The 14,674-nt window shown below is 62.9% G+C and carries 12 protein-coding genes; 1 reads left to right on the forward strand and 11 read right to left on the reverse strand.

Annotated elements, in window-relative coordinates:
* Positions 1-39: 39 nt before the first annotated feature.
* The 3 genes from ftsA to RHEC894_RS14510 are packed head-to-tail and all read right to left on the reverse strand — an operon-like array spanning position 40 to position 3,214.
* Positions 40-1,371, reverse strand: a complete 1,332-nt coding sequence (gene ftsA / locus RHEC894_RS14500; protein WP_003565034.1) for a cell division protein FtsA — start codon at positions 1,369-1,371, stop codon at positions 40-42.
* On the reverse strand, positions 1,368-2,300 hold the full coding sequence (locus RHEC894_RS14505; RefSeq protein ID WP_085737786.1) for a cell division protein FtsQ/DivIB: 933 nt from the start codon (positions 2,298-2,300) through the stop codon (positions 1,368-1,370). The genes ftsA and RHEC894_RS14505 overlap by 4 nt, the downstream gene beginning before the upstream one ends.
* Positions 2,288-3,214 (reverse strand): D-alanine--D-alanine ligase, encoded by a 927-nt coding sequence (locus tag RHEC894_RS14510; RefSeq protein WP_085737787.1) that lies wholly within the window; start codon positions 3,212-3,214, stop codon positions 2,288-2,290. The genes RHEC894_RS14505 and RHEC894_RS14510 overlap by 13 nt, the downstream gene beginning before the upstream one ends.
* 363 nt (positions 3,215-3,577) lie before the next feature.
* Between RHEC894_RS14510 and RHEC894_RS14515 the strand changes: the two genes are divergently transcribed.
* Entirely contained in the window at positions 3,578-4,507 is a 930-nt protein-coding gene (locus tag RHEC894_RS14515; protein WP_010067083.1) for an SDR family oxidoreductase, read from the forward strand.
* A gap of 2 nt (positions 4,508-4,509) precedes the next feature.
* On the opposite strand, the gene murB is transcribed toward RHEC894_RS14515, so the two are convergent.
* The 8 genes from murB to RHEC894_RS14555 are packed head-to-tail and all read right to left on the reverse strand — an operon-like array spanning position 4,510 to position 14,670.
* A complete protein-coding gene (gene murB / locus RHEC894_RS14520) occupies positions 4,510-5,484 on the reverse strand; it encodes a UDP-N-acetylmuramate dehydrogenase (RefSeq protein ID WP_085737788.1) in 975 nt (324 codons plus the stop codon).
* A complete protein-coding gene (murC, locus tag RHEC894_RS14525) occupies positions 5,481-6,896 on the reverse strand; it encodes a UDP-N-acetylmuramate--L-alanine ligase (protein ID WP_085737789.1) in 1,416 nt (471 codons plus the stop codon). Before murC ends, murB begins: the two co-directional genes overlap by 4 nt.
* On the reverse strand, positions 6,893-8,017 hold the full coding sequence (gene murG / locus RHEC894_RS14530; protein ID WP_085737790.1) for an undecaprenyldiphospho-muramoylpentapeptide beta-N-acetylglucosaminyltransferase: 1,125 nt from the start codon (positions 8,015-8,017) through the stop codon (positions 6,893-6,895). The genes murC and murG overlap by 4 nt, the downstream gene beginning before the upstream one ends.
* A gap of 6 nt (positions 8,018-8,023) precedes the next feature.
* Positions 8,024-9,178, reverse strand: coding sequence for a putative lipid II flippase FtsW (gene ftsW, locus RHEC894_RS14535; protein WP_085737791.1), 1,155 nt, complete (start codon positions 9,176-9,178; stop codon positions 8,024-8,026).
* Position 9,179: 1 nt separating this feature from the next.
* Complete coding sequence (gene murD, locus RHEC894_RS14540) at positions 9,180-10,592, reverse strand: UDP-N-acetylmuramoyl-L-alanine--D-glutamate ligase (RefSeq protein WP_085737792.1); 1,413 nt, start codon at positions 10,590-10,592, stop codon at positions 9,180-9,182.
* A gap of 7 nt (positions 10,593-10,599) precedes the next feature.
* Complete coding sequence (gene mraY, locus RHEC894_RS14545) at positions 10,600-11,700, reverse strand: phospho-N-acetylmuramoyl-pentapeptide-transferase (RefSeq protein ID WP_085737793.1); 1,101 nt, start codon at positions 11,698-11,700, stop codon at positions 10,600-10,602.
* A gap of 22 nt (positions 11,701-11,722) precedes the next feature.
* A complete protein-coding gene (locus tag RHEC894_RS14550) occupies positions 11,723-13,156 on the reverse strand; it encodes a UDP-N-acetylmuramoylalanyl-D-glutamyl-2,6-diaminopimelate--D-alanyl-D-alanine ligase (protein ID WP_085737794.1) in 1,434 nt (477 codons plus the stop codon).
* Positions 13,153-14,670 carry a UDP-N-acetylmuramoyl-L-alanyl-D-glutamate--2,6-diaminopimelate ligase gene (locus RHEC894_RS14555; protein WP_206427865.1) on the reverse strand — a complete coding sequence of 506 codons (1,518 nt, stop codon included), beginning with the start codon at positions 14,668-14,670 and terminating at the stop codon, positions 13,153-13,155. Before RHEC894_RS14555 ends, RHEC894_RS14550 begins: the two co-directional genes overlap by 4 nt.
* Between the last annotated feature and the right edge of the window lie 4 nt (positions 14,671-14,674).

Raw genomic sequence — 14,674 nt, forward strand, 5'->3', positions numbered from 1 at the left:
TCTCTGGCCGCATCGCCACGCCGGCCAATTACGCAAATTTCAGAAGCTTTCCTTCAGCCACTGGCCCATCCGGGCTATGCGGCTGTTATTTCCCCCAAGCGACATGAGCAGACCGCTCTGTGACGCATGTGTTTCCATGTCCGCGACCTGCGGATAGATCATCAGGCCGACCGCCGTCGAAAAGGCCGGGCCCTTGGCCGCCGTCGGCAGTCCCGAGACGCCCATCGGACGGCCGATGCGGACGTTGCGGGCAAGGATGCGCCGCGCCACATCGGCAAGGCCGGTCAATTGGCTCGCGCCGCCGGTCAGGACGACGCGCTTGCCGACGATCGGGCTGAAGCCGGAGCGCTGGATGCGGTCACGGATCAGTTCCATCGTCTCTTCGATTCTGGCCGAAACGATGCGCGAAACCAGCGCTCGCGGCACCTGCGACGGCTGGTCGCGATCATCCTCGCCGATCGGCGGGATCGAGATCAGTTCGCGCTCGTCGGAGGAGTTCGAAAGCGCCGTGGCGTGCACGACCTTCAGCCGCTCCGCATCCTCGATGCGGGTCGAAAGGCCGCGCGCCAGATCGGTGGTGACGTGATGGCCGCCGAGGCCGACGGCATCGGTATGAACGAGCTTGCCTTCGGCAAAGACCGAGATCGTCGTCGTGCCGCCACCCATGTCGATCGCCGCGCAGCCGAGTTCGACCTCATCGTCGACGAGAGCCGCAAGGCCGGATGCATAGGGCGTCGCAACAATGCCCTCGACCGACAGATGCGCGCGGTTGACGCTGAGTTCGAGATTCTTCAGCGCCGAGCGCTCTGCGGTGACGACATGCATGTCGACGCCGAGCGCATCGCCGTACATCGCCAGCGGATCGCGGATGCCGCGCTCACCGTCAAGAGAAAAGCCGGTCGCAAGCGAGTGCAGCACCGAACGGTCCTGGCGCAGAGACTGCTGGCAGGCCGCCGACAGCACTTTCTTCAGATCGTTGAGTTCGACTTCCTGGCCACCGAGATCTATCGTCGCGGTGTAGATGTCGCTGCCGAGACGGCCAGCCGTCAAATTGACGATCAGGCTCTCGACGGTCAGCCCGGCCATGCGTTCAGCGGCGTCGACGGCCAGCCGAATGACGCCTTCCAGCGCATCGAGATCGGCAATCACGCCGGTCTTGATGCCGCGGGAGCGCTGATGGCCGATGCCGATGATCTCGATATTGTGCGTGCGGCCCGGCAGGATCTGGCTTTCCTCGCGCGGCGTCAGCCGGCCGATCATGCAGACGACCTTGGTCGAGCCGATGTCGAGCACCGAAACGACATGCGACCGCTTCGACGAAAGCGGCTTCAGGCGCGGCAATCCGAAATGGGATGAACCGAACAAGCTCATATATTCTGCCCCGCCTTCTTCAATTCCTTGGTACGCTCCGTCACCGCCGCCTGCCTGCGGACCGCCGCCTCCGGCGTCAGCTGGATCGCGGTTCTGTCCGACAGCCTGAGATCGACCGCAGCAATGTCCCGCTCCAGGAGTTGGTGCTCCTTGTCGAACTTCGACAGCGTCGCCAGCGCCTGGTCGATACCGTCTTCCGGCAGCTTGACGACGACGCCGTTATCCATGTGCAGGTCCCAGCGACGGCCCGATATCCAGACATAAGCCTTCACGCGGGCCTTCACATCAGGCCACTTCGAGAAGGCATCGTCGAGCGAGGCTGCTGCCGTTTCCGCATCGCGGCCGACAACGAGCGGCAGCGCCGAAAACTTGTTGTCGCGCAGCGGCGCAATGACGCTGCCGTTCTTTTCGATCAGCGAAAGCTCCTGCCCGTGCTGCCAGATCGCGTAGGCCTGGCGCTCCTTGAGCTTCACCTCGATCGTCTTCGGATAGACCTTGCGGACCTCGACACTTTCAACCCAGGGAAGATGCGCGATCTTCCGGCGGGCAGCATCGACGTCGAGGGCGACCAGCGAAGTCGTGCCGTCGAGGCCGATCAGTTGCAGGATTTCGATTTCGGAAGTCTCCGAATTGCCGGAAACCTTCACGTCCTCGATGGCAAAACCAGCCGCCGTCGTCGTTGCCTGGGCGACAGCTTCCGTGTGACCGCCAAGCGACATGCCGTAAAGCCCCGTCGCAGCCAGAAAAACCAGCGCCGAAACCGTGCCCGTATGGGCGGGAATGTAGATACGGCCGCTGCCGAGGCTGATCAGGAAGCGGGTGACGCGGCGCAGGGGACGCGGCAGCACGAATCGCTCTTCGGCTTCCATCATCGGAAGCGCGGCATGATGGCTGGGGCGCCCTATCTTCTTGACCGTCAACGCAAACAAGACGCGTCCTCCACCATCCACCGGAGAAACTCACCAAAGGAATAGCCGGCATGACCGGCCATTTCGGGCACGAGCGAAGTTGGAGTCATGCCTGGCTGGGTATTGACCTCCAGCCAAATGATTTCGCCGTCTTCGGAGAAACGATCGTCGTAACGAAAGTCCGACCGACTGACGCCGCGACAACCGATTGCCTGATGCGCCCTTAGGGCCAATGTTTGTATTTTTTGGTAAATATTCGGTGAAATTTTCGCTGGGATGACGTGTTTTGAACCGCCTGCCGCGTACTTGGAATCGTAATCATAGAAATTGTGTCCCTGCGGCACCACCTCCGTGACGCCGAGCGCAGTCTCGCCCATAACGCCGCAGGTGAGCTCACGGCCGTAGACGTAGCGCTCGACGAGCACATCCTCGCCGTAATGCCACTCGGGCGAACTGACGACCTGTGGCGGATGCGCCTGATCCTCCGTGACGATGACGACGCCGAAGCTTGACCCTTCACGCACCGGCTTCACCACATAGGGCGGCCTCATCGGATGCACCGAAGGAAAAGCGAAACGATTGATGACTTGCGATTCGGCGACCGGAATGCCGGCGGCAGCGGCGACAAGCTTCGCCTTGTCCTTGTCCATCGCCAGAGCCGAGGCAAGCACGCCCGAATGCGTATAGGGGATCTGGAGATATTCGAGGATACCCTGGATGGTGCCGTCCTCACCGAAGGGCCCATGCAGCGCATTGAAGACCACGTCGGGCTTCAGCGCCGCAAGCTTCTCGGAGACGTCGCGCGCCACGTCGATGCACGTCACCTTGAAGCCTTCGGCTTCGAGGGCCTCTGCGCAAGCCTTTCCCGAGGAAAGGCTGACGGGCCTTTCCGAGGAAAATCCGCCCATCAGGACAGCGACATGCTTGCGACTCATCAACACCCCCAAAAATAACTTCCACTCTCGAAATCGAGGCTTGCGCGAAGCTGTCGGCACCATTTCAGGCCTTTGTCCGACGCGAATGCATTAGAGCATCATTATGGTTAATGAAGTGTTTACTTTCGTTAACTTCGTCTTCCCTGGCTCGGCATTTGTCCGTGCCGCGGACTCGTCTCGGGAATGCCAGAGCGAACACGCCCTCCGAATCGAGAAACTGCGGGTTCGGGCTGTGAAATAGGCGACACGAGGAGAGGTTTTCTCGGGGTTGAGGCGACAACAGCCGCCCTCGCGGCTTAATTTATTGATGCGGTGAGCAGTTCCGGCTAACCGGAGCACTGAAGGTAAACCGGGGAACGGATCATGCGATGCCTCATTACCGGCGCAGCCGGCTTTGTCGGCGGGCCTCTCGTCGACAGACTGCAGAAAGAGCGACACTGGGAGCTTCAGGTCACCACGCGATCTGCAGGCGCAAGCTTCCCGGCGGACATCCGGCATTTCCCTATCGAAATAACAAGCGAAACGGACTGGACGGCAGCGCTCGACGGCGTCGATGTCGTCGTCCATCTCGCGGCCCGCGTCCATATCATGAATGACCGCGCAGCCGATCCGCTGAGCGAATTCCGCCGGATCAACACCGCCGCCACGCTGAACCTCGCCGAGCAGGCCGCACACGCGGGGGTAAAAAGGCTCGTTTTCATCAGCAGCATCAAGGTCAATGGCGAAGAAACCGACCGGGCTTTCCGCCACGACGACACGCCGATGCCGCTTGATCCCTATGGCATTTCGAAGCTGGAAAGCGAAATCGGGCTGCATGAAATCGCCGCCCGAACAGGCATCGAAGTCGTCGTCATTCGACCGCCCCTCGTCTATGGGCCCGGCGCCAGGGGCAACTTCGCCCTGCTCGTCGGGCTTGTCCGCAAGAGAATACCTCTGCCCTTCGCGTCGCTGAAGAACCGCCGGACACTGGTTGCGCTTCCAAATCTCGTCGATCTGATCGTGACCGGCATGACGCATCAGCGCGCTGCCGGCCAGACCTTTCTCGCCGGCGACGGAGAAGATCTCTCAACGCCCGGGCTCATCGAGGGGATTGCCGCAGGCTTGGGTGTCAAGCCGATGCTGCTCCCCTTCCCTCCCGCCTTGCTGCAGCTGGGCGCCAGAGTCACGGGCAAGGACGCCGTCTACCAACGTCTTTGCGGCTCCCTGCAGGTCGACATATCCCATGCCCGCGACGTTCTCGGCTGGTCGCCCATCGTCACGCCGCGCGAAGGTCTGAAGCTTGCTGTGAAATAAACCTATTCGCTGGTGACGCCGTGGAACGGGCGCACTTCGCGGCCGGGCATGAAGACGCCGAGGCGCTTGATTTCCCATTCGAGCTTGATGCCCTCTTTCTCGAAGACCTCGCGACGCACCTGTTCGCCGAGATATTCGAGATCGTAGCCGGTCGCCTGCCCCATATTGATCATGAAGTTACAGTGAAGCGACGACATCTGCGCACCGCCGATGACGAGGCCGCGACAGTCTGCTTCGTCGATCAGCTTCCAGGCGGAATGGCCCTCCGGGTTCTTGAAGGTCGAACCGCCGGTCTTTTCACGAATCGGCTGCACCGTCTCGCGATGATTGCGAACAGCGTCCATCTCGGCGCGAATCTGGGCGCGCTCCTCCGGATACCCCTCGAACAGCACCGAGGTGAAGATCAGGTCGGCGGGAGCTGAGGAATGCCGGTAGGAATAGCCCATCTCGGCATTGGAGAGCACATGCTTGTTGCCCTTGCGGTCGACGGCGTTGACCTCGATCAGCCGCTCGCGCGTCTCCACGCCGTTGGCCCCGGCATTCATGCGCGCCGCGCCGCCGATGCTGCCCGGAATACCGTAGAAGAAATGAAAGCCGCCAATACCGTTGTCCATCGCCATCGCCGCCACATGTTTGTCCGGGCAGATGGTGCCGGCCAGAATGCGGTTTTCGCCGGCAAGCTCGACGAAGCCGAACCCCTTGGCCGACAGGCGCAGTACGACGCCGGGAATGCCGCCGTCACGCACCAGGATGTTGGAGCCGACGCCGACCACCGTCAGCGGTACCTCTTCCGGCAATATCTTCAGGAAGGCGACGAGATCGTCGATGTCGTGCGGCTGGAACATCAACTCGGCCAGGCCACCGGCCCTGAACCAGGTGACGCGGTCCATGGGAGCATCCGGCGTGATACGGCCGCGGATATCCTTTACACCGTCTCCAAGAGACGCGAGAAGCTTTTCCCCATTCACCTGTTTCATGCGGACTTTCCCGATAGGCCTTCCAGTTGCTTGGGCAGCGCCGCCGCCCAGGATGTGATGCTCCCAGCCCCCAACAGAACCACGAAATCGCCAGGCTTTGCAACCTCGGCAACCATCTGCGGCAGAAGTTCCGCGGAGGTGAGAAAACGGGCGTCGCGATGGCCGCCGGATTTGATCCGCGAGACGAGCGACGTGGAGTCGACGCCTTCGATCGGATCTTCGCCCGCCGCATAGACCGGCGCGAGGAAAATGCTGTCGGCATCGTTGAAGCAGGCGGCGAATTCCTCGAACAGGCTTGCGAGGCGGCTATAGCGATGCGGCTGGTGGACCGCGATGATCCGGCCCTTGCAGGCTTCGCGGGCAGCCTTCAACACCGCCTTGATTTCGACGGGATGGTGGCCGTAATCGTCGAAGATCTGCACTCCGTTCCATTCCCCGGTCAGCGTGAAACGGCGCTTGACGCCGCCGAAGGAGGCAAGCCCCTTGGCGATATCGGCGTTCGAGATGCCGAGCCGGTTGGCAACGGCGATCGCCGCCGTCGCGTTGGATATATTATGGCGCCCGGGCATCGGCATGACCAGCCCCTTGAGCTCGATCAACTGGCCGGTGCGGCGGCGGCGGATTGCGACATCGAAGATCGACCGCGTGCCGTCGATGCGCACATTGGTGAAACGCACGTCGGCCTGCGGGTTCTCGCCATAGGTGATGATCTTGCGATCCTCGATGCGGCCGACCAGCGACTGCACTTCGGGATGGTCGAGGCACATGACGCCGAAGCCGTAGAACGGCACGTTCTCCACGAACTGCCGGAAGGCGGCGCGCACGGCATCGAAATTGCCGTAATGGTCGAGATGCTCCGGGTCGATATTGGTGATGACGGCGACATCGGCCGGAAGCTTCAGGAAGGTGCCGTCCGATTCGTCGGCCTCGACCACCATCCACTCGCCCTCGCCCATGCGGGCATTGGTGCCGTAGGCGTTGATGATGCCGCCATTGATGACGGTCGGATCAAGCCCGCCGGCTTCGAGCAATGTGGCGACCAGCGAGGTGGTCGTCGTCTTGCCGTGGGTGCCGCCGATGGCGATCGCATTGCGGAAGCGCATCAGTTCGGCCAGCATTTCGGCGCGGCGCACCACCGGCAGCAGCTTTTCGCGCGCGGCGATGAGTTCCGGATTGCTCTTCTTGATCGCCGTCGAAACGACGACGACTTCGGCATCGCCTAGGTTTTCCGCCCGATGGCCGACGAACACCTCGATGCCCTTGTCGCGCAGGCGCTGGACGTTGGCGCTGTCGGCCTGGTCCGATCCCTGCACCTTGTGGCCGAGATTGTGCAGCACCTCGGCGATACCACTCATGCCGATGCCGCCAATGCCGATGAAATGGACGAGACCGATCGCCTTCGGCAGTTTCATGCGCGTGTCCTCTTGAATTCCGCTATTGTCCGTTTGGCGGCAATAGCCTCAACCATGTCGGCAAGCAAGTTCGCGGCATCGGGTTTTCCGGCGAGTTTCGCCGCCGCCGCCATATGCTCGAGCTTTTCGGGATCGTTCATCACAGCCGTCAGAATCGCCGCGATCTTCTCCGGCGAAAGCTCCGATTGAGCAATTACCTTCGCCCCGCCGGTGGCCGCCAGTGCGGCGGCATTCGCCGCCTGGTCGTGATCGAGAGCATACGGGTAAGGCACGAGCACGGCAGGCCGGCCGATGACGGAGATTTCCGAAACCGTCGAGGCGCCAGAGCGGCAGATGACGAGATGCGCTTTCGCCAGCCGCTCGGCCATGTCGGTGAAGAAGGGGGCGATATCGGCGCCCATCTCCAGCTTGGCAACGCAGCCGCCGACCCTTTCCATGTCCTCGGGGCGCACCTGCTGGGTGATGCGAAGGCGCAGGCGAAGCGCGTCGTCGAGCAGGCTGATCGCCGTCGGCAGCGCCGTGGAGAAATACTGCGCGCCCTGGCTGCCGCCGAAGACGACGAGATTGAAGGCCTCGCCTGCATGCGACGGCGTATAAGGCACCTCGGCGGCTGCGATGATTGCCGGGCGGACGGGATTGCCCGTCGTCACCGTCTTGTCCGCGAAGGCAGTGCCGCCCTCCGGCAGGAAGCCGCCGGCAATGGCCTGCACACGGGTCGCCAGGGCCTTGTTGGCGCGACCCATCACGGCATTCTGCTCGTGGATCATCGACGGTACGCCGAGCCGCGTAGCGGCAAGCAGCGGCGGCACTGTCGGATAACCGCCGAAACCGACGACAATGACCGGCCGCAACCGCTGGATCAGCTTCTTTGCCGCCCGCATACCGTTCCAAAGTGTCCATAGCGAGCGGGCGACGGCGATCGGGTTTTTCGAGCCGATCGTTGCCGACGGCACGACATGGATCTCCTCGGCCGGGAACTTGCCGGCATAACGCTCGGCCCGGCTGTCAGTGACGAGATGCACCGAATAGCCGCGCTCCTTCAGCTTGAAGGCGAGCGCCTCCGCCGGGAACACATGGCCGCCGGTCCCCCCGGCGGCAAGCAGCACGATGCCTTTGCTCATAATCTTTTACTCCGCCGGCATGCCGTGCGGGACGCGGAAGAGGCTCCGGTCCTGCGCACGTTTTTCCGGCCGATGGCGCGTCAACGCCAGAATGAAGCCTGCGGTGACGCAGATCGCCACCATCGACGAGCCGCCGTAGGAAATCAGCGGCAGCGTCATGCCCTTCGCCGGCAGCAGTTCGAGATTGACGCCGACATTGATGATCGACTGGATGCCCATCTGCAGCACCAGGCCGGCGACGGCGAAGCGGTTGAAATCGTTGCGCTCGCGATAGGCATGCGAGAGGCCGCGCAGCACCAGCACGGAAAACAGCGCGACGAGCGCCATGCAGAAGACGATGCCGAACTCCTCGGCCGCGACCGAGAAGATGAAGTCGGTATGCGCATCCGGGATGATGCGCTTGACGATGCCTTCGCCGGGTCCCTGGCCAAACCAGCTGCCGCGAATGATTGCCTCGCGCGCAGTGTCGATCTGGAACGTGTCGCCTTCGCCGGTCATGAACTTGTCTATTCGCAGCGCCACGTGCGGGAAGACGTAATAGGCAGTGACCAGGCCGCCGGCCCCGCCGACGCCGAGCAGCATGATCCAGATCCACGGCATGCCGGCCATGAAGAACATCCCGCCCCAGACGGCCGTCGTCAGGATGGTCTGACCAAGGTCCGGCTGCGCGACGAGAAGAGCGGCGACGATGCCAAAGAGGATGATGGCGAAGAGATTGCCGGGGATTTCAGGCTGGCGCGCATGTTCGGCAAACAGCCAGGCGCAGACCACGACGAAGGCGGGCTTCATGAACTCCGAAGGCTGGATGGAGAGGCCGGCGATCCAGATCCAGCGCCTGCCGCCCTTGACCTCCTGCCCGACGAACAGCACCAGCACCATCATGGCAAGCGAGATGATCAAAAGCAGGATTGCGGTTCGCCGCACCTGGCGCGGCGTCAGGAACGACAGCCCGAGCATGACGCCGATCGAGGGGATCATGAAGGCGGCGTGGCGCTTGACGAAGTGGAAGGGCTCGAGCCCGATGCGCTCGGCAACGGCAGGAGATGCCGCGAAGGACAGCATGAAGCCGATGCCCATCAGGAAGATGAACATCGCCAGGAAGAAGCGGTCGATGGTCCAGAACCAATCGGCCAGAGGCCCACGTTCCGCGCGGCTTACCATGTCATTTCTCTCCTGTTGCCGGACCGATCAGCATCGTCATTCCGTCAAGTGCCGCCACGTGGCCGACGAAGGCATCGCCCCTGACTTCGAAGTTCTTATACTGGTCGAAGCTTGCGCAAGCCGGGGATAACATCACCGCCGAAGAGCCGCTCTCGTCGCGCTCCGCATCGGCTGCCGCGTGCGCGACCGCCCGCTCCAGTGTGCCGGAGATCTCGTACGGCACGGCCTCGCCGAGAGTGGCTGCAAATTCCGCCGCCGCCTCACCGATCAGATAGGCCTTGGCGATATGGGGGAAATAGGGCGCGAGCGTCGTGATGCCGCCTGATTTCGGCAGACCACCGGCAATCCAGTAGATGCGATCATAGCTCGAAAGCGCGGGTGCTGCCGCATCGGCATTCGTCGCCTTGGAATCGTTGACGAAGACGACGCGGCCGCGTTTACCCACAGGCTGCATGCGGTGCTTGAGGCCGGGAAACGAGGCAAGGCCTGCGCGAATGTCGTCGGCGGAAACGCCGACCGCAAGGCAGGCGGCAACCGCGGCGGCCGCGTTCTGCGCATTGTGGCTGCCGCGCAGCGTCTGGATACCGTCGAGATCGGCGAAAGGCAGCATGGCGCCGCCGCCGGCCTGAACGAGCTTGCTGCCCTCGGCATAAATGCCCGATGCCACCACGTTGCGGCGCGAGATGCGCACCACCTTGACGCCTGCCCGCTCGACGCGGTCGGCGATCAGCGCCGAATGACTGTCGTCGATGCCGACGATCGCGGTATCGCTGCCGGCGACCAGCCGCTCCTTGACGTCGGCATAATGCTGCATCGTGCCGTGACGGTCGAGATGATCGGGCGTCAGATTGAGCAGGATGCCGGCAGAGGGGTCCAGCGTCGGCGCCAGGTCGATCTGGTAGGAGGAGCACTCGACAACGTAGTAACGCTCGGCCTTCGGCGGATCGAGCGTCAGAACCGCGGTGCCGATATTGCCGCCGAGCTGCGTATCATAGCCCGCGGATTTCAGGATATGGGCGATCAGCGCCGTCGTCGTCGACTTGCCGTTGGTGCCGGTGATGGCGATGAAGGGGCAATCCGGCGCATGGGCGCGGCGCTCGCGCACGAAGAGTTCGACGTCGCCGACAATATCGACGCCGGCGGCGCGCGCAAGATCGACGGTCCAGTGCGGCTTCGGATGAGTGAGCGGCACGCCGGGCGACAGCACGAACAGTGCCTGCTGGCTCCAGTCGATCGTATGAAGGTCTTCGGTCCTGATACCCTCAGCCGCAGCCTTGGCGACGCTGTCAGGATTATCGTCCCAGGCGGTCACATCGGCGCCGCCCGCAATCAGCGCGCGGGCAGTGGCAAAACCGGAGCCGCCGAGCCCGAAGAGCGCGACCTTCCTGTCCCTGAGCGTCGTGACCGGGATCATTGCCACCTCACCGCAGCTTCAGCGTCGACAGGCCGAGCATGGCAAGGCCGACCGCGATGATCCAGAAGCGGATCACCACCTGGCTCTCGGTCCAGCCCTTCTTCTCGAAGTGATGATGGATCGGCGCCATCAGGAAGACGCGCCGGCCGGTCATCTTGAAGAAGCCGACCTGGATGATGACCGAGAGCGTCTCCATGACGAAGAGGCCGCCGATGATCGCCATGACGATCTCGTGCTTGGTGGCGACGGCGACGGTGCCGATCGTGCCGCCGAGTGCGAGCGAACCGGTGTCACCCATGAAGATGGCCGCCGGCGGCGCGTTGAACCAGAGAAAGCCGAGGCCGGCGCCGATGACGGCGCCGAGCACCACGGCAAGCTCGCCGGTGCCGGGCACGAAATTGATCTGCAGATAGTTCGCAAACACCACGTTGCCGGCGAGATAGGCGATGACGCCGAAGGAGGCGGCGGCGATCATGACAGGCACGATGGCAAGCCCGTCGAGGCCGTCCGTCAGGTTGACGGCATTACCGGCGCCGACGATGACGAAGCCGCCGAAGACGACGAACATGATGCCGAGATTGATCAGGAAGTCCTTGAAGAAGGGAAAGGCAATCGAGGAACCGAAGGTCGAGCCGGCAGTCCCCGAGGCAAGGGCGGTGCGCATCATGAAGTAGACGGCGATGCCGGCGATCACGAATTCGATGCCGAGGCGCGCCTTGCCGGAGAAGCCCTTGTGGCTCTGCTTGGTCACCTTGAGATAATCGTCATAGAAGCCGATCGCACCGAAGCCGAGCGTCACCAGCAGCGTGGCGACGACATAGACGTTGGAAAGATCGGCCCAGAGCAGCGACGCGCCGACGATGCCGGCAAGGATCATCAGCCCGCCCATGGTCGGCGTGCCGGCCTTCTTGAAATGCGTCTGCGGTCCGTCGGCGCGGATTGGCTGGCCTTTGCCCTGGCGGATGCGCAGCGAATTGATGATCGTCGGCCCGAACAGGAAAACGATCAGCGCTGAGGTGAAAAGAGCGGCCCCTGTGCGGAAGGTAATATATCTGAACAGGTTCAGAAATTTGAAATATTCCGACAGTTCGACAAGCCAGATCAGCATTCAGGGCCCCTTGTTTACCCGATCAAAGTTCGCGTTGCGTGTCGGAAAATGGTGGGAACTTGTCAAGGAGCGCGGCGACGATCTTGCCGAAACCGATGCCCAGAGACGATTTCACCATGAACACGTCGCCTGGTACGACCGAGTCCAGTACATAATCCGTCAATTCGCTGGTGTTCTCGCGATATTCGACATGGACGCTTTCCGGCAGTGATTCCTTGAGCGCAGCCATCTCCGCTCCGGCGAGCCAGACATGTTCGATGCCGGCCGCAAGCAGCGGCACGGCGAGATCGCTATGAACCTTCTGCGCATACTCGCCCATCTCCAGCATGTCGCCGAGCACGGCGATACGGCGTCCGCGGCCGGTCGGCTCGGAGGCCGCCAGCAATGCGATCGCCGCGCGCATCGAAGCCGGATTGGCGTTGTAGCTCTCGTCGATCAGCGTGAAGCTGCCGTTGCCGATCGAAAGCCGATGGCGCTTGCCCCTGCCCTTTTCCGGCTTCAGCGTCGCAAGCGCTTCGATCGCCTTTTCCATGTCGGCGCCGACGATCCTGACGACGCCGAGTGCGGCGAGCGCATTCTCGGCGATATGGCGGCCGGGCGCGCCGATCGCGACTTCAAGCGTCTCGCCGCCGATCGTCAGCCACAACGTCGAATTCTCGTCCGAGCCGTTGAATTCCGCCAGCCGGAATTCGGCCTTGGCATGCTGGCCGAACGAATGGATACGCTCGATGCCGAGCGACTGCGCCGTGCGGTCGAGAAAATTGAACTGGTCGTTGTCGCGGTTGAGCACCACATGGCCGCCGGGTTCCAGCCCCTCGAAAATCTCCGCCTTAGCGGCCGCGATCTCCTTGATACTCTTGAAATTACCGAGATGCGCCGGCGCGATCGTCGTGATGACGGCGACATCGGGACGGATCATCGCCACCAGCGGCCGGATCTCGCCGGGATGGTTCATGCCGACTTCGAAGACGCCGTAATCCGTATCGTCAGGCATGCGTGCCAGCGTCAGCGGCACCCCCCAATGGTTGTTGAAGGAGGCGACGGAGGCATGCACCTTGCCCGACGGCGACAGCACATGCCGCAGCATTTCCTTGGTGGTCGTCTTTCCAACGGAACCCGTGACCGCAATGATCCGAGCCCGCGAGCGCTCGCGCGAGGCAAGGCCGAGCCGGCCGAGCGCGGAGAGCACGTCTTCGACGACGATCATCGGCACCGTCAGGCGGCCCATGGCGGGAAGCCTCGCCTCGCTGACGACGAGCAGTGCGGCGCCGTTCGCCACCGCCATCGATGCGTAATCATGACCGTCGACACGGTCGCCCTTGATCGCGAAGAAGGCCTCGCCTGGAGCAATCGAACGGCTGTCGATGGAAATGCCGGTGATGCCTTCGGGCAGAGTGCCGAAGGGGCGCCCCGCCATCGCCGCGATCATGTCTTCGGTCGTCCAGAGCCAGCTCAAGATTTCAGTTCCTCCAAGGCCTTGCGCACCTCCGCATGATCGGAGAACGGCAGTGTGACGCTGCCGATCGTCTGTCCTTCCTCATGCCCCTTGCCGGCGACGATCAGCGTATCGCCTGATTTCAGCATGCCGACCGCCTCGCGGATCGCCGCAGCGCGATCGCCGATCTCGGAGGCGCAGCCTGCCGCCGCCATGATCTCCGCCCGGATCGAAGCCGGCTCCTCCGAACGCGGATTGTCGTCGGTGACGATGACGACATCGGCAAGGCGGCAGGCGATTTCGCCCATGATCGGCCGCTTGCCGCGGTCGCGGTCGCCGCCGCAGCCGAAGACAACGACGACGCGGCCTGTCGTGAATGGCCTGACCGAGCTCAGCACGTTTTCCAGCGCATCCGGCTTATGGGCGTAATCGACATAGGCGAGCGCGCCGTCCTTGGTGTGGCCGACGAGTTCGAGACGGCCGGACGCGCCGATGAGTTTCTCGAGCGCGGCCATCGCGACCTTCGGCTCGATGCCGGTCGACATCGCAAGACCCGCCGCGACAAGCGCGTTGGCAACCTGGAAATCACCGGCCAGCGGGATATCCACCTCGAAAATCTCTCCGCCGATATGGATCTCGGCCGTCTGCTTGTGGCGAAAATGCTCGACGCGCTTCAGCGTGAGATAATCGCCTTTGCGTCCGACGGTGCGCACGTCGTGACCGGCATCGGCTGCCGCCTTGATCGCCTCAGCCGACCAGGGATCGTCGGCAAAGATCACCGCCGGCGAGCCCTTCGGCAGCAGCTGGAAAAGCCGCATCTTGGCGGCCATATAGTCCTCGATCGTGGGATGATAATCCATGTGGTCGCGGCCGAGATTGGTGAAGGCGGCCGCCGCCAGCCTCACGCCGTCGAGCCGGCACTGGTCGAGACCGTGGCTGGAAGCCTCCATCGAGGCATGGGTAACGCCTTCGTCGGCAAGTTCTGCAAGCAGCTTGTGAAGCGACACCGGATCGGGCGTCGTCAGCGAGCCATATTCGTTGCGTGTCGGCGAAACCACGCCCGTCGTGCCGATCATCGCGGCCGCATGGCCCGCATGCGCCCAGATCTGCCTGACGAAGGAGGCGACGGAGGTTTTTCCCGCCGTGCCGGTAACGGCAACCATGATCTCGGGCTGCCTGCTATGGAAGCGCGAAGCGGCGATCGACAGGAAACGGCGCGGCTCTTTAACCACGAGCACCGGAATGGAGGCATCGATGGCTTGGGAGGCAATCGCCACCGCAGCACCACGGCTGGCGGCGTCCGCGATGAAGCCCGCGCCATCAGCCTTGGTGCCGGCGACTGCGACGAAGACATTGCCCCGCTCCACCTTGCGGCTGTCCGACGACAGGCCTGAAATATCAAGCAAGCCTGCGGGGCCTTCGAGCTGTGCTTCAAGTTCCGGAAAATGCTTTCCGGCCAGGTCTCGCAATTTCATCGAATGCACTTTTCTCTGTTGAAGCCGGTTCACCCCTCGCGAATCGGTGTCGCTATTCATTCAC

The organism is Rhizobium sp. CIAT894 (genome assembly GCF_000172795.2).
Lineage (GTDB): Bacteria > Pseudomonadota > Alphaproteobacteria > Rhizobiales > Rhizobiaceae > Rhizobium.

Excerpts from the sequence above, each read along its gene's own strand:
- ftsA (WP_003565034.1), bottom strand. The coding sequence starts at position 1,371 with ATGAGCTTGTTCGGTTCATCCCATTTCGGATTGCCGCGCCTGAAGCCG.
- RHEC894_RS14510 (WP_085737787.1), bottom strand. The coding sequence starts at position 3,214 with ATGAGTCGCAAGCATGTCGCTGTCCTGATGGGCGGATTTTCCTCGGAA.
- RHEC894_RS14515 (WP_010067083.1), top strand. The coding sequence starts at position 3,578 with ATGCGATGCCTCATTACCGGCGCAGCCGGCTTTGTCGGCGGGCCTCTC.
- murB (WP_085737788.1), bottom strand. The coding sequence starts at position 5,484 with ATGAAACAGGTGAATGGGGAAAAGCTTCTCGCGTCTCTTGGAGACGGT.
- murC (WP_085737789.1), bottom strand. The coding sequence starts at position 6,896 with ATGAAACTGCCGAAGGCGATCGGTCTCGTCCATTTCATCGGCATTGGC.
- murG (WP_085737790.1), bottom strand. The coding sequence starts at position 8,017 with ATGAGCAAAGGCATCGTGCTGCTTGCCGCCGGGGGGACCGGCGGCCAT.
- ftsW (WP_085737791.1), bottom strand. The coding sequence starts at position 9,178 with ATGGTAAGCCGCGCGGAACGTGGGCCTCTGGCCGATTGGTTCTGGACC.
- murD (WP_085737792.1), bottom strand. The coding sequence starts at position 10,592 with ATGATCCCGGTCACGACGCTCAGGGACAGGAAGGTCGCGCTCTTCGGG.
- mraY (WP_085737793.1), bottom strand. The coding sequence starts at position 11,700 with ATGCTGATCTGGCTTGTCGAACTGTCGGAATATTTCAAATTTCTGAAC.
- RHEC894_RS14555 (WP_206427865.1), bottom strand. The coding sequence starts at position 14,670 with ATGAATAGCGACACCGATTCGCGAGGGGTGAACCGGCTTCAACAGAGA.